This window comes from Aeromonas cavernicola (assembly GCF_002795305.1).
GTDB lineage: Bacteria > Pseudomonadota > Gammaproteobacteria > Enterobacterales > Aeromonadaceae > Aeromonas > Aeromonas cavernicola.
Map to the genome: position 1 here is coordinate 1 of NZ_PGGC01000152.1, position 20,741 is coordinate 20,741.

At 54.2% G+C, this 20,741-nt stretch carries 20 protein-coding genes and 1 pseudogene; 5 read left to right on the top strand and 16 right to left on the bottom strand.

Annotated elements, in window-relative coordinates:
* A partial coding sequence (locus CUC53_RS19310; RefSeq protein ID WP_236757937.1) for a hypothetical protein occupies positions 1 to 232 on the top strand: 232 nt, incomplete at its 5' end.
* Here CUC53_RS19310 and CUC53_RS15325 read toward each other — a convergent pair.
* Both CUC53_RS15325 and CUC53_RS15330 read right to left on the bottom strand, forming a co-directional pair.
* Positions 145 to 2,622: pseudogene (locus CUC53_RS15325) on the bottom strand (efflux RND transporter permease subunit); the annotation flags it as partial. The gene CUC53_RS19310 and the pseudogene CUC53_RS15325 overlap by 88 nt on opposite strands.
* Positions 2,622 to 3,614: an efflux RND transporter periplasmic adaptor subunit gene (locus CUC53_RS15330; protein WP_420808069.1), complete on the bottom strand. Its 993-nt coding sequence runs from the start codon at positions 3,612 to 3,614 to the stop codon at positions 2,622 to 2,624. The pseudogene CUC53_RS15325 and the gene CUC53_RS15330, both read right to left, overlap by 1 nt.
* A 273-nt stretch (positions 3,615 to 3,887) precedes the next feature.
* Here CUC53_RS15330 and CUC53_RS15335 point away from each other — a divergent pair, with 273 nt between their 5' ends.
* Positions 3,888 to 5,486 carry a sensor domain-containing diguanylate cyclase gene (locus CUC53_RS15335; protein ID WP_100294952.1) on the top strand — a complete coding sequence of 533 codons (1,599 nt, stop codon included), beginning with the start codon at positions 3,888 to 3,890 and terminating at the stop codon, positions 5,484 to 5,486.
* 222 nt (positions 5,487 to 5,708) lie between these two features.
* Here CUC53_RS15335 and CUC53_RS15340 read toward each other — a convergent pair whose 3' ends face one another.
* Positions 5,709 to 5,975, bottom strand: a complete 267-nt coding sequence (locus CUC53_RS15340) for a helix-turn-helix domain-containing protein (protein WP_100294953.1) — start codon at positions 5,973 to 5,975, stop codon at positions 5,709 to 5,711.
* 761 nt (positions 5,976 to 6,736) lie between these two features.
* On the opposite strand from CUC53_RS15340, the gene ompA reads away from it, so the two are divergent.
* Positions 6,737 to 7,756: a porin OmpA gene (ompA, locus tag CUC53_RS15345; protein WP_100294954.1), complete on the top strand. Its 1,020-nt coding sequence runs from the start codon at positions 6,737 to 6,739 to the stop codon at positions 7,754 to 7,756.
* A gap of 173 nt (positions 7,757 to 7,929) precedes the next feature.
* Here ompA and arsC read toward each other — a convergent pair whose 3' ends face one another.
* The 6 genes from arsC to manA form a co-directional block, all read right to left on the bottom strand.
* Positions 7,930 to 8,361, bottom strand: a complete 432-nt coding sequence (gene arsC, locus CUC53_RS15350; protein WP_100294955.1) for a glutaredoxin-dependent arsenate reductase — start codon at positions 8,359 to 8,361, stop codon at positions 7,930 to 7,932.
* Positions 8,362 to 8,436: 75 nt separating this feature from the next.
* Positions 8,437 to 9,501 (bottom strand): ACR3 family arsenite efflux transporter, encoded by a 1,065-nt coding sequence (gene arsB / locus CUC53_RS15355; RefSeq protein ID WP_100294956.1) that lies wholly within the window; start codon positions 9,499 to 9,501, stop codon positions 8,437 to 8,439.
* Positions 9,502 to 9,664: 163 nt separating this feature from the next.
* Positions 9,665 to 10,015 carry an ArsR/SmtB family transcription factor gene (locus CUC53_RS15360; protein WP_100294966.1) on the bottom strand — a complete coding sequence of 117 codons (351 nt, stop codon included), beginning with the start codon at positions 10,013 to 10,015 and terminating at the stop codon, positions 9,665 to 9,667.
* Between the two features lie 179 nt (positions 10,016 to 10,194).
* Entirely contained in the window at positions 10,195 to 11,073 is an 879-nt protein-coding gene (locus tag CUC53_RS15365) for a MotB family protein (protein ID WP_100294957.1), read from the bottom strand.
* Positions 11,051 to 11,809 (bottom strand): flagellar motor protein, encoded by a 759-nt coding sequence (locus tag CUC53_RS15370; RefSeq protein WP_100294958.1) that lies wholly within the window; start codon positions 11,807 to 11,809, stop codon positions 11,051 to 11,053. The genes CUC53_RS15365 and CUC53_RS15370 overlap by 23 nt, the downstream gene beginning before the upstream one ends.
* A gap of 293 nt (positions 11,810 to 12,102) precedes the next feature.
* A complete protein-coding gene (manA, locus tag CUC53_RS15375; RefSeq protein ID WP_100294959.1) occupies positions 12,103 to 13,305 on the bottom strand; it encodes a mannose-6-phosphate isomerase, class I in 1,203 nt (400 codons plus the stop codon).
* Positions 13,306 to 13,829: 524 nt separating this feature from the next.
* Here manA and icd point away from each other — a divergent pair.
* The gene (gene icd / locus CUC53_RS15380; protein ID WP_100294960.1) at positions 13,830 to 15,083 is read left to right on the top strand and encodes an NADP-dependent isocitrate dehydrogenase; all 1,254 of its coding nucleotides are present in this window, start codon (positions 13,830 to 13,832) and stop codon (positions 15,081 to 15,083) included.
* Positions 15,084 to 15,166: 83 nt separating this feature from the next.
* Here the strand turns inward: icd and CUC53_RS15385 are convergent, their stop codons facing one another.
* Both CUC53_RS15385 and CUC53_RS15390 read right to left on the bottom strand, forming a co-directional pair.
* Positions 15,167 to 15,343: a hypothetical protein gene (locus CUC53_RS15385; RefSeq protein WP_100294961.1), complete on the bottom strand. Its 177-nt coding sequence runs from the start codon at positions 15,341 to 15,343 to the stop codon at positions 15,167 to 15,169.
* A 312-nt stretch (positions 15,344 to 15,655) separates the two neighbouring features.
* Positions 15,656 to 16,105 carry a C40 family peptidase gene (locus CUC53_RS15390; protein ID WP_100294962.1) on the bottom strand — a complete coding sequence of 150 codons (450 nt, stop codon included), beginning with the start codon at positions 16,103 to 16,105 and terminating at the stop codon, positions 15,656 to 15,658.
* A gap of 320 nt (positions 16,106 to 16,425) precedes the next feature.
* On the opposite strand from CUC53_RS15390, the gene CUC53_RS15395 reads away from it, so the two are divergent.
* Positions 16,426 to 17,301, top strand: a complete 876-nt coding sequence (locus CUC53_RS15395) for a flagellar protein MotY (protein ID WP_201796776.1) — start codon at positions 16,426 to 16,428, stop codon at positions 17,299 to 17,301.
* 99 nt (positions 17,302 to 17,400) lie between these two features.
* Here CUC53_RS15395 and gloA read toward each other — a convergent pair whose 3' ends face one another.
* The 5 genes from gloA to CUC53_RS15420 all read right to left on the bottom strand — a co-directional run.
* Positions 17,401 to 17,814 (bottom strand): lactoylglutathione lyase, encoded by a 414-nt coding sequence (gloA, locus tag CUC53_RS15400; protein WP_100294963.1) that lies wholly within the window; start codon positions 17,812 to 17,814, stop codon positions 17,401 to 17,403.
* An 88-nt stretch (positions 17,815 to 17,902) separates the two neighbouring features.
* Complete coding sequence (gene nth / locus CUC53_RS15405; protein WP_100294964.1) at positions 17,903 to 18,544, bottom strand: endonuclease III; 642 nt, start codon at positions 18,542 to 18,544, stop codon at positions 17,903 to 17,905.
* A gap of 42 nt (positions 18,545 to 18,586) precedes the next feature.
* Positions 18,587 to 19,357 (bottom strand): electron transport complex subunit E, encoded by a 771-nt coding sequence (locus CUC53_RS15410; RefSeq protein ID WP_420808068.1) that lies wholly within the window; start codon positions 19,355 to 19,357, stop codon positions 18,587 to 18,589.
* A 16-nt stretch (positions 19,358 to 19,373) separates the two neighbouring features.
* Positions 19,374 to 20,006, bottom strand: coding sequence for an electron transport complex subunit RsxG (gene rsxG / locus CUC53_RS15415; RefSeq protein WP_100294965.1), 633 nt, complete (start codon positions 20,004 to 20,006; stop codon positions 19,374 to 19,376).
* 57 nt (positions 20,007 to 20,063) lie between these two features.
* Positions 20,064 to 20,741: RnfABCDGE type electron transport complex subunit D (locus tag CUC53_RS15420; protein ID WP_157798296.1), on the bottom strand; the 678-nt coding region annotated here is incomplete at its 5' end.

Here is a 20,741-nt window from a genome sequence, read left to right on the forward strand (position 1 = left end):
TTTTCTCGATGGCTGGGCCAACGCCAACCTGCCCAATGGCATGACGGTGGATTACGGTGGCGAGTCGAAAGAGTACCGCGACAATCAGGGGGAGATGACGCTGGTGTTTGGCCTCGCCCTGCTGGTGGTCTATCTGGTGTTGGTGGCCCAGCCATCGAGAAAATCAAGGGCTTCACCCAAGGTGCGATCTGGCGCCACATCGGCAGTCAGCGCGATCGCCTTCTGGCGCTGATAGTGGTTGAGGCGGTTGGCGGTGGCTACTTGTTTGACGGTGGCGAGGGTCGAGAGGCTCACCATCTCGCCATTGGCGGCTTTGAGATAGATACGGCCAAGATCGGAGATGCCGTTGAACTCGCGCTGGTTGCCGCGCAGGTAGACATCATACTCCTCGCCCCGATCGACATAGGTGGTTTGACTGACACCACCCAGCAAGGTTTGCAGGGTACTGGCGACGGTCGAGACGGCAATGCCAAGCTGGTTGGCCTCATCTCGGGCGATGGTCACTTGCAGCTCGGGGGTCTTCTCGGCGTAGTCGAGATCGGGGTTTTGCATCAAGCCGCTTGCTTGTGCCGCTTGTTGCAGTGCCACCCCTTGTTGGTAGAGCTCGTTGTAGTCGTTGCCCTGTAACACGAACTGCACTGGCGCCGTTGAGCCGCCCCTAAATCCGGGCTGGAAAGGGCGGATCATCACATCTGGGATCCCTGCCAGCTGGCCACTCAGTGAGCGGGAAAAGGCGCTGGCAGTGAGCGCGCGTTCGGCCCAATCGGTGAGCTGGATGATCACCATGCCAGTCTGATCGCCGCCACGGCCAAAGGCGGGGGTGCTAAAACTCATGGATTGCACCACTCCTTTGCCCAACATCGGCATGATGGCTGCTTCTACCTGCTTCATGTTGCGCTTCATCCGCTCGATGCTGGTGCCTTCTCCTCCTCTGACAAACACAAAGACCACCCCGCGATCTTCCGTCGGGGTCAGGCTGGCGGGTAACTGGGTCAGTAGGGCTGCAATGCCACCCAGAGAGAGCACCAGCACCAGCGGCATCCAGCGGGAGTGGCGCAGCACAAATGCCAGCCCCGTGCGATAACGATCTTCAACCCAGCCCAGCGCGCGATCAAGGAGGGCCGTCAGCCGATTAGGTTGATCGCGCGGACGCATCAGCCAAGAGCCCATGGCTGGGGTCAGGGTCAATGCCACCAGCGAGGAGCAGAGCACCGCCAAGGAGAGCAGGATGGCAAACTCGGTAAACAGCCGACCCACCATGCCATCCATAAAGGCGATAGGGATAAACACCATTACCAGCACGGCGGTGGTGGCAATCACCGCAAAGCCTACTTCGCGGGTGCCATGCCACGCGGCCAGCAGCGGCGGCTCGCCGCGCTGCAGGTGGTGGTGGATGTTCTCCACTACCACGATGGCGTCATCGACCACCAAGCCGATGGCGAGAATCAGGGCGAGCAAGGTGATGAGGTTGATGGAAAAGCCGAAATACCAAGCACCGATACAGGCGGAAATCAGTGAGACCGGTACGGTGATCGCGGGGATCAAGGTGGTGCGCACTTGACCCAAAAACAGGTAGAGCACCGCCACCACGAGCACGGCGCAGATGGCCAAGGTCAGGTAGACCTCGTCGATCGCCTGCTTAATAAAGATGGTGGCGTCATAATCGACCTCAAGCACAGCCCCCTCCGGCAAAAAGCGCTGCATCTCACCAAGCTTTTTCTCGATACCCTGTGCCACTGCCAAGGGGTTGGCGGTGGATTGGGCGACGATGCCGATCCCCAAACTTTCGCGGCCGTTGCGCTGGTAGGCGCTGTCTTCGTTTCTCGCCCCCACGTCGACATCGGCAATATCGGCCAGATAGATCCGCTGGCCCGCGCCGGTGGTGCGCAGCAATAACTGCTGGAAATCCTCGGCTGAGTGATAGAGCCGAGCAATCTGCACCGACATGGTCATGGCGTTGTTGCGGATCTCGCCGCCCGGCAGTTCGATGTTCTCGCGCCGCAGGGCCTCTTGTACATCAGTGACCGTGATGCCACGGGCGGCCATGTCCGCTGGGCGCAGCCGCACATACATCACCTGAGTGAGGTCGCCGGAGAGCATCACCTCGCTGACCCCGTCCACCAGACTCAAGGGGTCGACCAGCACGCGGTTGGCGTAATCGGTCATGGCGGTGCGATCCATCTGGCTGCTGCTGAAATTGAGCCAGACTGACACATCGCCGTTGCCGTTATCTTTGGCGATCAGCGGTTCATCCACTTCATCGGGTAGCCGCGGTCGTGCCCGGGCGAGGGCATCCCGCACGTCGGAAATGCCCTCCACCATATCCCAGCCGAGCTTGAACTCGATGGTGATCATCGACCGCCCTTTGCGGGTCATCGAATTGATGTTCTTGATACCGCTAATGCCGGAGAGCTGATCTTCGATGGGTTTGGTGACTTGGCTCTCCATCACGGCGGGGGCCGCCCCTTCATAGGTGGTGGTGATGGAGACCGACGGCGTTTGCACATCAGGCATCTCCCGCACCGTGAGCTTGCTAAAGGCCACCAGACCAAACACGGTGAGCAGGGCGCTCAGCACCACTGCCACCAGCGGACGACGAACTGAGATATCAGAGAGCCACATCAGCTGTTGACCTCCGCTAGTTCACGCACCATGGCGCCATCACGCAGATTGACCAGCCCTTCAACCACGATGCGATCCCCGACGTTCAGCCCGTCAGTGACCCAGACCGTCTCGCCTTCGGTGTCGCCCAGCACGACTGGCACCCGTTTGACGCGGCCATCGCTCTCCAGACGATAGACAAAACGCTGCTCGCCCAGATATTCCACCGATTGGGCTGGGATCTGCGTTAACTGACGGGCAGGCAAGGCCAATTCGACATTGAGCAACATGCCCGGCCGTAGCTGGCCGCCTGAACGTTGTAATATCACCCGCGCTTTGATGTTTTGGCTGTCGCTCGCGATCCGACTATCGAGGGCGGTAAGCGTGCCGCGAAAGGCTTGATCCGGCCAGGCGCTGCTGGTGGCTGTTATTGCCATTCCCGGTCTTAATAAAGAGAGGTAACGCTGGGGGACCGCCAGATCGAGGCGCAGCTGATCGAGCTCATCAAGGTGCAGTAGGGGATCACCGCTGTTGACCAAGGCTCCTTCAGTCCAGTCAATCAGGCTCACGGTGCCACTGAACGGGGCGGTTAAGGTACGCAGGGAGAGCTCGTAGCGGGCCGCATCGAGCCGCGCTTGCATTTGGGCCACGGTGGCCTCTTGCCCTTCTAGCTCGGATTGGGTCACGGCGCCGCGGGCGACCAGTTGACGCATGTCTGCTAATTTGCGCGTTTCGTCTTTTAAGCTAGCGCTTTGCTCGGCTACGGTGGCTTGTTGCTTGCCTGCATCCAGCGTAATTAGTGTCTCTCCTTTGCTCACCCGTTGGCCCGACTGCACCGCGATCTGGGTGATTCGGCCGGTGACCTCGGGGCTGATGGTGACCGCGTGATTGGCTACTAAGGTGCCCACTAGCTTGAGCGTGGGTTCGGCGACAGCCTGTTTAACGGTGTGAGCACGAATGGAGACTTGTCGCTCGGGGAGGGGGGGAACAGGCCGCTGCTGGCCGAGAAACATCCAACCGGAGATCGTCACCACAGTGACAACACTCAGGCTAAGCCAGATCCGTATATTCATTGAAACATCCATGAGGTGAAGGAGACAGAGTAAATGGTGTCACTCAAGATAGGACCATGTTAGCCTCGGACTGTGCCTTGACTATGTATAAATGTGACAAACAGTGACAAATAAAAGGATGACGGATGGGGATTATTACGCACGCGTACTTTTCAATCTGCGTACAATACATTAACGTAATGTTTTCCTACGTAACAATCAGATAATTCCCACATGCCAAGAGTCTCCGACCAACAGTTGACATTGCGCCTATCTTGGCTGTTGCTTGTCTCGGTCATGCTACTGCTTGGCTTAGCGTTGAAGCAAACCTTGCAGCAAATCGAGAAACTCTATTTAAGTGACACGCTCAATAGTGCCGCCCGCCTCAGTGACCAATTTCAGCAAATCGAAGTCTTCTTAGAGGCCATGCGTGGTCAAGCGGAGGAGCGGATGCGCAGTGATCCTCAATCCACCCTGACTCGCCAGCTTTATAAGCAGTTACAAAATGGTGCTGAACTGAACTTAGACAAACCGCCAGTCGATCTGCCCCGTGGCTTGGTGGGTAATCTCACTGGTGCCGGACCTCTTCCCCCCCCTGGTAGTGAGCGGGAAGCGCGCTTACATCTAGCGCTCAGCCTATCTCCTCTTCTGGCGACAGCAAGCCAGCGTTTAGGGCCAGAAATTGGGTGGGCATACTTTACGGGGGTTGATGACTTTATCTACTTATATCCTTGGGTGCCTTCCAAACAGTTTCGTTTTACCTCTGAAATTTATCAGAAGCCTTACTGGCAAGATGCGTTGGCAGGTGTCCAGCCTAAGCAACAGAGTGTGTTGTCCCGCCCTTATAATGATTTTGCCGGGTTAGGCAGTATGGTGACGCTCTCTCAGCCATTATTTAAAGATGACAAATTAGTTGGCATGATCAGCATTGATATTCTGCAAACTCGGTTGCATCAGCTGCTTCAGCAATTGACACCGAGTCTCGGGAATTTAAGCCTGATCAATCAATTTCAGCAGGTGCTCGCCAGCAGTGATAGCCAACCTTTTGTCCCCTCATCTCTCACGCCGGCAGATAAATACCACTGGCAGCAAGGGGCGTTACAGCTCTCTCATTCTATTCCTGACACCCCACTTTTGCTGGTTCACCGTATCCCACTAATCAACTTGCTGTGGGCCATGTTGGTTCAGTCAGCACCAACATTAATCGCGATTATTTTTATGATGTTGGCGGCGTTTTCTAGCTTGAGAGTACATCGTCTCAATCGGCAGCTTAACTACCTCTCTTGTCACGATGCCCTCACGGGGGCGTTTAATCGTCATTATCTGGCGACCCAAGAGCAACTCGGCACGTTTAATAGCAGGCAACAACTGGGCGTTGTGATACTGGATGCGGACTATTTTAAGTTGGTCAATGACTGTTATGGCCATGGTGTGGGGGATGTCGTGCTTGTCAAGTTGGCGCAGTTATTTCAGCGCCAACTGAGGCAGCAAGATACGCTGATACGGTGGGGGGGGGAGGAGTTTCTCATCTTAGTCAGTGGTAGTAATGACTCGCTGCTTGCCGATATAGCCGAGCGGCTTAGGACGACCGTCGCTAACCACTCTTGGGCAACCATAGTTCCAGGTCTCAGTGTGACCATCAGTCTTGGCTATCATGCTTATCAGTCGGACATCTCATTACAAGAAACGATTCGGCGAGCTGATTTAGCACTGTATCAAGCCAAAGCAAAGGGCCGTAATCGCAGCGAGAGCTGGCAAGAGCACTCCTCACTATTGGGCGGTGAGCCCGAATCACTGCCAACTCACAGTACTTCACTATCAGTCCATAAGTAGGTCTTGGGCTAGAAAGCAAACAATCGGGATGAAGACTCTGCTGTTCGCTTAATTAGTTAAAATTGATCAAAATCAGTAGTGGGAATTTTCTGAAAATCGAGTATTATTGCCAAAATGGTTCGAGGTTAGCCGATTTGGCACGAATTTCAACTTGACAAAGACAAATTGAAGATAAAAAAATGCCGCGCAGAGGCGGCATTTTGGCAGTCTTAAATGCGATTATTAATCGCTTGCTAAGTCATCCGGACCAATTTGCCCGATGTCAGAGACTTTTTTGTCTGCCAGTAGCCACAACGTGAATTTATGCAATTCAGGGTGGTGGGCCAGAGCGACGAGGAACGCGCCGCCAACCTCACGATAACCTAACTCGTAGTTTTTCAGTGTGGTTGGTGGAACGCCTAGCAGATCTGCGAACTTGGGGCGGCTTAAGCCAACCGCTTCACGGATCTGACGGATTTTTTTACCAACAGTAACGATATTTGAATTCATATTGTTCAATACTCCGTTTGGCGGGTTAACCCGCCTTATTTTTCGCGACGACTCGTAGTCAAGTGTATCAGTTCTGAGCGGACTCGTTATCTTCGAGCCTCTATTTTTCTGAGTGCCTTTCGGCAACAACCCTTATTTGCGTGGGGGATGTTAATCGCTCAATCGCTTTAGGTAAACAGTCTCGAAAAGAAACCGCCATTGTTGTCCCAACAATGCTACCTGTTATGGTTCAAAAATACCCATTAAGAGTTATGGCTCGGTCGGTTTTACGGTATCGACAGTTTTTCCTTATTCTACTTGTCAGACCAAAAATCAATTTTGGTGACTGAATAACGCCAGCCTCATCCACTACCAATCAGTTTTGTATCGCGGTTCAAGAGACCTTTCATGATTCAGTTAACACCCTTATGTAGCTGGAAAATGGTAGCGAATCTCCCTACACCATTAATTAATCTGAATAAACAGTTAGTTATCGTCACGACATAATTTGCCATACATATCGCCTGTGAGCTTGATCATGTTTTAAAAACGGCATAGAGTGCGGCTCGTCATTAAAATGACATCTGCGCTTGACGCTAGTTTTTGACGTTTTAACGTGCTAGTGCCACAGCGTCTTGCACATGCTGGAATGTGCGACTGCCTAGTCGCTTGGCTAGGCGACCTGTCAGACTCAATGCCTGTGGTTCGGCGGAGCCTGCAGCTTACATAAATTACAAAGTGCGAAGCACGTGCGAACGTGCGATCTCAACGAGGATTTTTTTATGATGAAAATGGCTCCTTCCCTGATTGCCATCGCGATGGCTGCAATGGGTGCTACTGCTGTTCACGCTGCTGATGATATTTACTTCGGTGCTGGTGCTGGTGCAGCCCATTTTAATGGCCTGAAAAAAGTCGAAGGTGTGAATGTTGGCGAAGAGAATGCAGCTGCTGCAAATGCCTTCGTTGGTTACAACTTCACCGAGAACTTCGGAACCGAACTAGGCTACCAGTACACCGGTCGTGGTAATACCAATGGTAACCGTTACGAAAGCCAAGGTGGCACCCTCTCTGGTATCGGCCGCCTGCCGCTGAACAGCGACATCTCCCTGTTTGCTGAAGGTGGTGCTTATTGGGGTCATACTGACGGTCGTGGCACCAGCGATACTAAGGTTTCTCCGCTGGCTGGTGTGGGCGCGACCTACAAAGTTAATGATGCCTTGGATTTGCAAGCTCGTTACCGTTACATGTGGGACGTAGCAGATCTCCACGCTGACAATGTTCGTTACAAATCCAACCAGAGCGTTGCGACTTTAGAAGCCGTTTACCATCCGTTCCGCACTTCTTACGTTGCCCCAGCTCCGGCTCCGGTTGTCGAAGAAGCCCCAGCTCCTGCTCCTCAAGTCGTTGAGAAGAACTTTGCTCTGAATTCTGATGTACTGTTTGCCTTTGGCAAAGACAGCCTGAAGCCAGAAGGTGTTGCTGCGCTCAATAGTCTGTATCAGCAAATCGTTGAGTTCCAGCCGAAAGATGGCAATGCTGTTGTGGTAGGTTACACCGACCGCATCGGTTCTGATGCCTACAACCAGAAGCTTTCTGAGTCCCGTGCTCGCACCGTTGCTAACTTCCTCGTGAGCAAAGGTATGGCTGCTGGCAAAGTGGCAGTCGAAGGCCGCGGTGAAGCAAATCCTGTCACTGGTACTAAGTGTGACGGCGTAAAAGCTAAAGCTCAGCTGATCTCTTGCTTGGCTCCGGATCGTCGTGTAGAAGTGCGCGTATCTGGTGTACAGGAAGTCAAAGAGTAATCTGATCTCGTTCAGATGCTGAAAAGAGGGGGATGCCATTGGCATCCCCCTCTTGTTTTCGTTGGATAGCTATCCAGGTAACCGTGTTATGGGTGGGGAATCGCCGTCTGTGCCAGTGCGCTAAACGTAACAATCAAATACGTCTTGTCCAGTACCACACCTAGGTGTCGATTTTATTTGCCTATCAGGCGCTTGCCGCTCGCATCCACCACCTGCTCGCCATCTTCCTTGGCAAAGGCCCCTTTTTGTTGGCAGGGCAATATATCGAGCACCCGTTCCGACGGGCGGCAGAGCTTGGTGCCAAGGGGCGTGACGACGATGGGACGGTTGATCAGGATAGGGTGGGCCAGCATGGCATCGATCAGTTCATCATCGCTGAAGCGATCTTCCGCCAGAGCGAGCGCCTCGTAGGGGGGCACGTTCTTGCGCAGCAGCTCGCGCACCGGCATGCCCATGGCGGCGATCAGCGCTACCAGCTGGCCGCGGGAAGGCGGCGTCTCCAGATAGTGGATGACAGTGGGCTCCACGCCGCTGTTGCGAATAAGCGCCAGGGTGTTGCGGGAGGTACCACATTCCGGGTTGTGATAGATGGTGATTGCACTCATTTGCGTGTCTCTCATTAATCAAGTGAATAGGAAATGGATAGCATCAGTTAGTGGCCATCTGTTAACGGCCATCAGTTAGCGGCTTAGCCCCGCTTCGTACCAGGGTTTGCTGGCGTTAACCACCCGTACCAGCAGCAGCATGACCGGCACCTCGATCAGCACCCCGACCACGGTGGCAAGTGCCGCGCCGGAGTGAAAGCCGAATAAGCTGATGGCGGCGGCTACCGCCAGCTCGAAGAAGTTGGAGGCACCGATCAGGGCGGAAGGACAGGCCACCGAGTGCTTCTCCCCCACCTTGCGGTTAAGCCAATAGGCGAGCCCGGAGTTGAACAGCACCTGGATCAGGATCGGCACTGCCAACAGGGCAATGACTAGCGGCTGCTCAATGATGGCGTTGCCCTGAAAGGCAAACAGCAGCACCAGAGTGAGCAGCAGGGCCACCACCGACCACGGCTGGATGCGGGTCATGACGCCGTCAAAATGGGCCTCTCCCTTTCTCAGCAAAGCCTTGCGCAGCAGTTGGGCGATAATCACCGGAATAACGATATAGAGCACCACAGAGGTGAGCAGGGTATCCCATGGCACAACTATGCTGGATACCCCGAGCAGCAGCGCCACCAGCGGCGCGAAGGCAAACACCATGATGAGGTCGTTTACCGCCACCTGCGACAGGGTGAAGTAGGGATCGCCGTTGGTGAGACGACTCCAGACAAACACCATGGCGGTGCAGGGGGCCGCCGCCAGCAGGATCAAGCCCGCTACGTAACTGTCGAGCTGGTCTGCCGGCAGCCAGTCGGCAAATAACACACGGATAAACAGCCAGCCGAGGAAGGCCATCGAGAAGGGCTTGACCAGCCAATTGATAAAGAGGGTGACCCCAATTCCCTTCATATGGCCCTTCACCTGATGCAGGGCGCCAAAGTCGATCTTGAGCAGCATGGGGATGATCATCACCCAGATCAGCAGCCCCACCGGCAGGTTGACTTTGGCCACCTCCATGGCACCGATCGCCTTGAAGAGATCCGGCAAACCTTGCCCAAGCCCAATCCCCACCAGGATGCAGAGGGCGACCCAGGCGGTCAGATAACGTTCAAAAAAGCCGATGGCAGGCACTGCCTTGGCATCACAGGTTGCGGACACAACAGCTCCTAACGCAGGTTCATCCTGCGAATATTGCTTGGTTGACGATAGAAAAATAAGGACCTTGGCTGATTTGATAAGTGTGGGTAAAGCCAGACTTGGTCAGACATCCCCTCGCATGTTCAGTAAGACATGCTCAGCAAGCCTCACCACCCAATACGCCTTATGTGGTGGTATCGGTTTGTTCAGGTAAACAGCCGAGTTTGCTGGGGATGCCGCAGGTTTGGGGATGGCCTGCACAGCACTCCTCGGTAAGGTAACCGATCAATAACAGCATCACGGGAAGGTTCGCGCGATAACGTAAAAAGCGGCCTTCTTGTGTCACGGATAGCAATCCTGCATGCACCATGCCTTTGAGGTGAAAGGATAAGGTATTGGGAGCAAGCGCCAGTTCTGCCGCCAATTCCCCAGCGACCCGGCCAGATAGCCCTGCTTGTACTAACAGACGCCAGACATCAAGCCTGATCCCTGATGCTAAAGATTCAAAGATCTTGGTCGCCTGCTCGCTATCCATTTTATTCGTCATGCATCACTCTCCATAACGTAGTCATCGCTTCAACAATACAAGAGTTGTTGAAGCGATGAAACAGGAAGAGGCGAAAAAACTTGCCGTGGGTAAATGGGGCGTTGCCGTTATGCAAACCGCAGTTTAGAGATGTTAAATATAATATATTCAGTCTGTTATGTTAAATTTCATGGTTTGATGAGGAGTAAACGTTCCTCCAAGGGTTTGCCTTGCGATAGGGTAATTTCTACTCGTCGGTTAGCTTGGCGATGGGCTGGAGTATCATTGGCATAACGTGGTCGGGTGTCTGCGACACCTTGGGCAATGACACGGGTAGCATCGAGCTTATTGTTGCTGATTAAGGTTTGGACGATGGATGCCGCTCGCAGTACGGATAACTCCCAGTTATTACGATAAAGTTCAACCGGTGCTTGGCTATTATCGGTATGGCCTGTGACCACAATTTGCCCTGGGATATTGGCTAAAATATCGGAAATTTTGTGCACCAGTGGGATGAACTGGGATTGTAAGAAGGCAGAATCAGCAGGGAATAACGCCTGTTCGCCAATACGGATCATCAACTGGCTACCTAACTGCTCTATTTCTAACTCCTTAGACTCAATTTGAGTGGTGAGCTGCTGCTCAAGTAGTTGTTTACTGACCTGCACCCACTCTTGCTCCTCGGCTTTATGGGGCCATGATTCGGTGTCGCTGGGTTGCTGCGATGTGCCGATGGTCTCATTCACAGGGTTAGCGGCGGCCAGCTGAGATGTTTTCTCCGCGACCAGCTCCTCTTGGGGGCTAGCACTGGGGGGCGTAATGGGGGCAGGTTCAAGAATACCGGTGCCCCCTTGCATGACCGGCGAGCCGGCAGGAGGAGAGATCAGGCCAATTTTGCCTAATGAGTCAATAAATCCCTGAATCAACTCTCGGGTATCAGATTGCTTGGCCATCGCAAAGGAGTAGAGCACCACGAACAAGGCAAACAGCAATGTCATAAAGTCGGCATAGGAGACCAGCCAACGCTCATGGTTCTCTGGTGCTTCAGCCTTTTTCTTTTTCGCCATGTTGCTCTCCGAGGTAGGGTTCGAGGGTCACATGCAGCCTAGCTTGTGACTCGCCGTCGACAATGCTGAGAATGCCGGTCAGGGTCATCTCCTTGTAGTGGCGGATCTGCTGGGCAAAGGCTTTATAACGGTTACCAAAAGGCAGGAAAATTAGGTTGGCGGCGGCCACACCGTAGATGGTGGCAATAAATGCGACTGCGATGGCGCCGCCCAGTTTATCTGGGGCATCCAGGAGACCCATGGCGTGGATCAGGCCAAATACCGCCCCGACAATGCCCATGGTTGGACAATACCCCCCCATGGCTTCATAAAATTTAACGGTCTGCTCGAGATCTTCTTGTTCAAATTCAATCTCGTTTTCTAGCACATCATGAATTTTTGTCTTTTCGTAGCCATCAACCATCATCTGCACCCCTTTTTTTAGAAAAGGGTCGTGGATGTCATCAATCATGCCTTCAAGCGCCAACATGCCGTTGCGACGGGCATTGCCTGCCAAGGTATCCAGTAATTGAGCTTGTTCTGACAAATCGAGTTTGAGGGGGGAGAGTAACCATTTAAAACGTTTTGCTGTCTTGCCTACGACAGAGAAGGGAAACTGAGTCAGCGCTGCACCAATGGTGCCGCCGATCACGATCAAAAAGGCGGGGAGATCGAGGAGCGCGCTGGGATGTCCTCCTTCGATGATGTTGCCACCCAAGATGCACAGTAAGGCAAAGATCAGACCAATTAAGCTCATATTCGAATTCATCCCTGAAGCGTCATTATGGCCAGTGTAGTCATTTAACTACCCGTTCTTCAAAACAAAATCCAATCGGTGAGCAATTTTTAACTGATCAGATCAATAGCTTGTTATGTTGCCGCAATGCTATTGAACACAGTAGCAAGATGAGGGAGGGGCTAAAGATTAGAGAAAGTCGTCTTTGCAGGCCATGGGTTAGCGGGATCTGCCTGAGGGGGAAATAACAAGGGCCATCATAGCTGGCCCTTGTTATTAATAAAATATCGCTGAGTCTGCGCCATCAGCAGCGGCTATGGACGGCGATTACCGGCCCTAGCGACGCGCCCCTCAGCCAGTAGTCGGTAGTGACCCGTCTGGGCTGGAATAAAAGCTGACTGCCCTTTTTCCAGTCGCAACGTCTCATCGTCTTTGCGCAGTGTCATTGGGTGCTCAATGGCAAATAGGATCTCGGCGCTGGTGGTGCTGAGCTCATACTCGCCAGCCGGATAGACGCTAAAGGTAAAATCGGGCACTGGCACGTCGAAATGTTGTACCTTGCCGTCATGACGTGGATGCAACTGGAGTTGATCCACATCTTTAGGCTGGCAGCGGGTGCAGGCAAGCAACTCTTCCACGTCGATATATTTGGCGGTGAGGCCTGCACGCAGTACGTTGTCGGAGTTCGCCATGATCTCAAGGCCAGTACCATGCACGTAGGCGTGGGGAGTACAGGCATCCAGATACATTGCCTCTCCGGGGGCTAAGGTCACCACATTAAGTAATAGGGGAGCAAAGAGTCCCACATCGTTTGGATATTGGGCCGCCAATGTAGTGATCAGTGCGAACGTCTCTTCATCTTGATGGGCGCCTGCATAAGTGACTAACTCTGCTAGTGCTGCCTCCTTACGTGGCCCCTCTAGGATCAGCAGTTGATGAAAGAGGTGCTGTAACCCAGCTTCATCTGGATGAGCGATAAAGTAGGCCGTCAGTTCACGCAGTGGCGCCAGCTGCACTCGTTCAAGCAGCGCCACAATGACAGGAATAGGGCGAAAGCCGTTCATCGCCTGATAAGGGGTGAGGGCAAAGACTAGCTCTGGTTTGTGGTTGGTATCTTTGTAGTTACGCTGGCTTGCCTTCGGGTCGATGCCGGCGGCCTCTTCTTTTGCAAATCCTATCTCGGCTTGCGTTTTACTGGGGTGTACCTGAATGGAGAGCGCTTGTTCGGCGCACAGCACCTTAAAGAGGAAGGGGAGGCTGCCAACATGCGTGGCGGTGTACTCACCCAATAGTGCGTTTGGCGCTGCGGCTATCAGGTCTGACAGGGGTTGCCGATGACCGGCCAGCAGGACGTCAGAACAGCCATTGGGATGGGCCCCCATCCACAGTTCAGCTTGGGGTTGGCCCGCTGGATTGGCAATACCAAACAGGGTTGTGAGGGCGCGAGAACTGCCCCAGTTATAGTGCTGAATGGGATTTTGCATCAGGAAGAAAGAGGGCAAATCACGACAGCTCATAAGGGATGCCTCAGCTAGATAACAAACATCGGGTGACGACAAAGCACCTGTCCCATCAAAACAAGATCACTGGCCGCATGTCACAGGAGGTCTTGCTCCTGGCTCCTTCATCGTGCTCGACGTCGTGTCCGATGTGGGGCGCGACATCCTCAGGTTCGCCGTGTACGTTGCGGTTTCTGTGCTCTATATGGGCCGACCGTGAGTGCGTCCATGGTGTCGCGTGGGAGAGGTGCTCAGCGATATAACGCAAACAGGCCGCACTATACCACGGGGGCCCATGGCTGCAGCAATGGGGTGCTGCTCTCTTGATCTGGATCAGTCGGGGCAGGATTGCCCGCTTGTGTGATCTATTACGCAGTATGGTGGCCTAATCTGGGCAGTAAAATCGACGTGTGACCAGGATCTCGATGGTGGTATGCGCGTAGTCCTGACATGCGAGCCGCCATTTTATTATGAAAATGAATGGGCTAAGATGGCCGCGCGCAACAAACAAGTTGATAACAAACGGAAGTTAGGAGATGCCGATGGAAAGCAAAGTAGTTATCCCGACCCAGGGCCAGAAGATCACCGTCGATGCCAGCGGTAAGCTGCAGGTGCCAAACCACCCAATCATTCCGTTTATCGAAGGGGATGGCATCGGGATTGATGTCACCCCAGCGATGTTGAATGTGGTGAATGCCGCGGTCGAGAAAGCCTACAACGGCGAGCGTTCTATCGCCTGGATGGAAATTTATACCGGCGAGAAATCGACTCATGTTTATGGTGAAGGCGCTTGGTTACCGGCCGAAACCTTGGATTTTATTCGCGAATATTGTGTTGCTATTAAAGGACCACTGACGACCCCTGTGGGTGGCGGTATCCGTTCTCTGAACGTGGCCCTACGTCAGGAGCTGGATCTCTACATCTGCCTGCGTCCAGTGCGTTACTACGAAGGCACGCCGAGTCCTGTTAAGCAGCCAGAGCTGACTGATATGGTGATCTTCCGCGAAAACGCCGAAGACATCTATGCCGGTATCGAGTGGAAGGCTGACAGTGAGGAAGCGAAAAAGGTTATCGCCTTCTTGCAAAACGAAATGGGCGTCAAGAAAATTCGCTTCCCTGAGTCGTGTGGTATCGGTATCAAACCGATGTCCAAGGCGGGTACCGAGCGTCTGGTGCGTGCCGCCATTGAGTATGCCATCGACAACGACCGCGACTCCGTGACGTTGGTGCACAAGGGTAACATCATGAAGTTCACCGAAGGTGCCTTCAAGGATTGGGGTTATGCTCTGGCCCAGAAAGAGTACGACGCCAGCCTGATTGATGGCGGCCCTTGGTGCTCTTTCAAGAACCCGAAAACCGGCAAGACTATCGTAGTCAAAGATGTGATCGCGGATGCCTTCCTGCAGCAGATTTTGCTGCGTCCGGCCGAGTATGACGTCATCGCCTGTATGAACCTCAACGGTGACTACATCTCCGATGCGCTGGCTGCTCAGGTTGGTGGTATCGGTATCGCACCTGGCGCCAACATCGGTGACGGCGTGGCTCTGTTCGAGGCGACCCATGGTACGGCCCCGAAATACGCTGGTCAGGATAAAGTCAACCCAGGCTCGCTCATTCTCTCTGCCGAAATGATGCTGCGTCACATGGGTTGGGTTGAGGCGGCAGACCTTATCATCAAAGGAATGGAAGCGGCGATCCGTAACAAGACCGTCACTTACGACTTTGAGCGTTTAATGGAAGGGGCGACGCTGCGCTCTTGCTCGCAATTTGCTCAGGATATGGTCGATCAGATGTGATCGGTTATTTACAATAAAAACGGCGCCATAAGGCGCCGTTTTTATTGCCGTATCACGGCAGCGAGTCAGTTGGCTGTGGGCGATTAGGTGGTTTTTTCCACGTGGTTTTGATAAATCTGCTGCCATTTGTTCAACTCGGTTTCATCCCCCTGCTGTTGCCAAAACTCGCAAATGGAGCTGGCCAGTTCAGAAGCCATGGCATGATCGCCATCACGGCGACTCATTAGATATTGTCCTAGCCAGCTTTGGTACTGTTTCATTGCACGATCTCCTTATCACCTTGACATGAATACGGCTTACCTTACGCATCACCACCGGGCCGATCTCTTCCCCTCGCCAGATCAGGTTGTTTTCTACCTTACGTTTGTCGAATAACCTGTGATTCATTCGGACCGATAGCGGTGGTAAAAAGCACGAAGGTGTCAAAAAGTGGTCGCTATCTTAGCACAACTTGATCGGTTGTGGTGAAAAAGAGAGCGATCGGGTGAGCAAATGGCATAAAAAGAGTGTGGGTTACGTCAAATGCAGACCTTTAACTGTCGAAGAGAGGCAGAACTCTTGCCATCAGTGGCTTACTGGGTGAGTCGCCGTGCCTGCCAGTAGCGTGCGTTCCAATAGCGATTGTCGAGCCGTGAGCGGGTGACCCCTTTACTGGTCGACGCATGGATAAACTCACCCGCACCGGTATAAACCCCGACATGATATTGCTGCCAGCCTGTTTTGAAAAAAACCAAGTCACCGTATCGCAAGCGGTAGCGCTCAATCGCCGTGCCCACTGCCGCTTGTGACTCAGTGGTTCTGGGCAGACGAAATCCCAGCACTTGCTGGTAGGCCAGCTGGGTAAAGGCGGAGCAATCCAGACCTGCGCGGTTCTCCCCTCCTAGGCGATAAGGCACGCCACGCCATTGCTGATAAAAACCATCGAAAGCGCTGCGCGGTGAGGAGACCTCAGTGGGTTGTGGTGTACTTGAGCAGGCGCTGAGGAGGAGCAGAGCAAGCAGCAGCGAAATATTCAGATACATAGGAGCCTCGTTAACACAAAAACCAGCTCATCATAAACGGGGTTTCGCCATCTGGCCTAGCTATGTATGCAGTGGCGGAGTCTGGTCATGGCAATGGATGATGCAAGAGGGAAATGTATTGGCCAACGAGTGAGTTTGTTGTCTTTAATTGATCTCAGGATCATCTGATTTGACATAGATAAAGGTCCCTAACGTGCTGATAGATCGGGGTGAATCACGCTCTAGCAGCTGTATCGGTGCCAAATCAGACCGCTCTCTAGCTAAAGTGTGACTCGTTTTTGCCGATAGCTAGCAATGGGTTGATATCGAGGAGTGAATCGTTGAACGCTTGGGTATTAGGGTTGATCAGCATATCTGTGAGTATGCAGCTACAGGCAGGCATTACCGAATTCGGGGCCGGTTTGGATCAATCTGTCTGGCGTTTAACGTCTGATTCTCAAATTGAGTGTCGCCTTGAGCACCCGATCCCTAATTGGGGCACAGGGGCTTTTGTTAGCCGTGCCAGTCGGAAAATTAACCTCGACTTCGAATTAAAGGGCAAACGGCCCCAAGCCCAAACCCAAACCGTGAGCCTCAGCATTATGCCGCCGATATGGCGCCCGGGGATTGCGGGAAGGGAAGTGAGCCAGCTGCGTTTCTATCAGCAGTTTGATGGTCTGGTTGATGGCCAAACGGCGTGGACCATGCTCGATGAATTGGAAGGAGGGCGGATGCCCACTTTCCAATATCGTGACTGGTATCGGCAAAATAGGCCGGTACGAGTCTCTCTTTCGTCAGTGAATTTTCGGGTTAAATATCAAGCGTTTGTTGATTGCCTGAACGGGCTTTTACCCTACAGCTTTAACGATATTGCCTTTAGCGTGCTGACCTACGACAAGAACAGTGATCAACTTTCACTCTCTTCTAAGCGTCGGTTAGCGATGGTCAGCGAATTTATTAAGGCCGACAAAAGTATCGACGTAGTGGTGATCGACGCCTACAGCGACAGCTACGGTGGCCGCTGGCCAAATCAGAAACTTTCCGAGAAGCGGGCCGATGCCATCAAGAAGGTATTTGTCGATTTGGGGCTCGATCCTGGCAAAATTTCGGTGGCGGGGCATGGCGAGAAGCAGCACGTCGCCTCTAACGAGACTGAGCAGGGCCGCGCTAAAAACCGGCGGGTGGTGATCAGCATGGGCCGCAATAGCAGTATCTAACCAGCCCACTGGCCCATGGCATTCCATGGCATAGAAAAGAGCGCAACTGCGCTCTTTTTTGATCGGGTTAGCCAAACCGTCATAGCCTGTGGCTAGTGGCTAGTGGCTAGAGCCCAGGCCCGTGCCGGCATCTTTTTTGGCGATCAATTCAATTTTATAACCGTCCGGATCTTCGACGAACGCGATGACCGTGGTGCCCCCTTTCACTGGTCCTGGCTCGCGGGTGATCTTGGCACCGGCGACACGCAGGGCGTCACAGGTGGCGTAGATGTCATCCGCTTCCAGCGCGATATGACCATAGGCGGAGCCCAGTTCGTACTCGCTCACCCCCCAGTTATAAGTCAGCTCGATCACCGCGTTACTCTTCTCGTCGCCGTAGCCGACGAACGCCAAGGTGTACTTGTACTCGCTGTTCTCGCTCTTGCGCAGCAGGGTCATGCCAAGCACGCGGGTATAGAAGTCGATGGAGCGTTGCAGATCGCCGACGCGCAGCATGGTATGCAAGATTCTCATTGCTCAGTTCTCCAAGTGGGTAATGGGTACGGCTTTTTTATGTGATCAGTCTGTTGCCAGTTCGGCGTTAGGCCAACCCGCTAAGGGGTCAACTCGCGGGATAGACCTTCTCTTTGTACTCGCACAAATCTTCGATAAGGCATGAGCCACAGCGCGGTTTGCGGGCAAGGCAGGTGTAACGACCATGCAGGATCAGCCAGTGGTGAACATCCAGCTTGAACTCAGCGGGCACCACTTTGAGCAGCTTCTCCTCCACCAGATCCACACTCTTGCCCACCGCAAAACCAGTACGGTTCGAGACCCGAAAAATATGGGTGTCGACGGCGATAGTGGGCCAGCCAAAGGCGGTGTTGAGCACCACGTTGGCGGTCTTGCGGCCGACGCCGGGCAGGGCTTCCAGTGCTTCACGGTTTTCTGGCACTTCACCGCCGTGGCGCTCTAGCAAGATAGCGCAGGTTTTGATGACATTCTCGGCCTTAGTATTAAAGAGGCCAATGGTCTTGATGTACTCCTTGAGCCCCTCAACCCCAAGATCCAGCAGCGCTTGCGGGGTATTGGCCACCGGATAGAGCTTGTCAGTCGCCTTGTTGACACTGACATCGGTCGCCTGCGCCGACAGCAGCACGGCGATCAAGAGCTCGAACGGCGAGCTGAAGTTGAGCTCAGTGGTGGGGTGGGGGTTATCCGTTCGCAGCCGCTCAAGGATCATCCGGCGTTTTTGGTTATTCATAATGGCAGCTCTTATGTAGTCGATCAGGCAGCGCGGCAGGGCTCACAACTGGGTGACCCGGGCCCGGGCTGGCACCGTCTGCCCAGCGTTAGCCGCCGGCGTGGTGGCTGCCTGCTTACGCTCGCGCCAGTCATTGATGGCGTTCTTGGCGGCGATCAGCAGCCCCAGCCCGATAAAGCCGCCCGGTGGCAAAATCGCCAGCAGCAGGCTGGCATCGGCGTGAAACAGCTCGATGCGCAGGGATGTGGCCCACTCGCCCAGCAGCAGCTCGGCACCATCAAACAGGGTGCCCATGCCGATGATCTCGCGCATCCCGCCCAGCACCAGTAACACCAGGGTAAATCCCAGTCCCATCATCAGGCCGTCGAGGGCCGCCAGCAGCGGCGGATGCTTAGAGGCATAGGCCTCGGCGCGGCCAATGATGACGCAGTTGGTGACGATCAGGGCGATAAAGATGCCGAGCGCCTGATAGAGGCCATAGGTGTAGGCGTTCATCAGCAGCTGCACGCTGGTCACCAAGGAGGCAATGATCATCACATAAACAGGGATGCGAATGTCTTTCGGCACCCAGTTGCGCACCAATGATACGGCAAGGTTAGAGCAGACCAGCACCACCAGGGTGGCCAGCCCCAGCCCTAACGCATTGGTAAAGGTGGAGGAGACCGCGAGGGTAGGGCAGAGCCCCAGCACCTGCACTAGCGAGGGGTTGTTCTGCCATAGCCCCTGGCGCATCAGCTCCTTGAGCTCGCCCTTGCGGCTTGCTAGCTCGGCAATCGGCGCGGCGCTGGGTTCAATCTGTTCCATCTCATTCATGACGAGTCGACTCCGGTTAGTTCGCCGCGGGGCAGGCGGGGGCGCTGCTGAGCAGTTCGGGGTGAGTTTGCTGCATCACCAGCACGTTTTTAACGGCTTTGACTACGGCGCGCGGGGTAATGGTGGCGCCGGTGAAGGCATCAAACTCGCCACCATCTTTCTTGACCGCCCAGCTGGCGGCGTTATCGGCGCTCAAAAACTTGCCTACAAAACTGTTGATCCAATTTGATTTTTTCAACTCCAACTTATCACCAAGGCCGGGCGTCTCTTTATGGGCCAATACCCTGACTGCGTGCACGGTACCACGCTGATCCATGCCGACAATCAGGCGAATCGCGCCGCTATAGCCATCTGGGGCGACGGTTTCCAGCGCATAGCCAGTGACGACGCCAGCCTTGGTCGCGGTATAGAGAGCTTGTGGCTGATCGCTGCCCAAATATGTTCTGCTGGTCACCTGCTTGCAACTGGCCACCAGATCGTTGTCATAGCTGCCAAGGGGGAGTAAGGCGGCCAAGGTCTGCAATTTTTCCTGTTGCTGTTGGTGGCTTATCTTCTCTTTGGTGAGCTCATTGGTGACCACCACCAAGGCGGTACAACCTAGGGCAAACATGGCTAAGATCAGGCCGTTTTTGCGCATGCTAGTGAACATGGTTGGGCTCCGTCAGTGGCAGGAAAGCAGTGGCGATGAATAGGGTAGGCTGAAGGATCATTTGCGGCGCGCGCCATAGACAAGGGGTCGAGTCAGGCTATCTATCAGTGGCACCGCTAGATTCGCCAGCAGCACGGCAAACGCAAAGGCATCGGGATAGCCGCCAAAGCGGCGAATAAGATAGACCAGCAGCCCGATCAGGGCGCCATAGATCAAACGGCCACGGGGTGTGGTGCTGGCACTGACCGGATCGGTGGCGATAAAAAAGGCCCCCAGCATGGTGGCACCGCTAAACAGGTGGAAAAGGGGGGTCCCAGTGACATCTGGGCTCACCAGATAACCGAGGGTCGAGGCCAGCAGCAGCACGCCCAAAATCGCGGTGGGAATGTGCCAGTTGATCACCTTCTGCTGCAACAGCAACAAGCCACCCAGCAGATAACCGAGGTTGACCCAGCTCCAACCAATGCCCCATCCGTCGGCAAACACTCCGTGAGTCAACACCTCGCCCGCAGTCAGGCCCTGAGTCAGGCCGGTTTTCAGGGTATCGAGCGGGGTCGCCATGGTCAGGCCATCCACCCCCTGCTTGAGCTGGGCCATGGTATAGCCGTCGAGGCTAAATCCGGTAAAGATCACCGACACCGCATCGCCAACGCCGAGACTGTAGGCGCGCACACTCTCCGGCGGCAGCCAGCTGGTCATCTGCACCGGGAAGGAGACCAGCAACAGCACATAAGC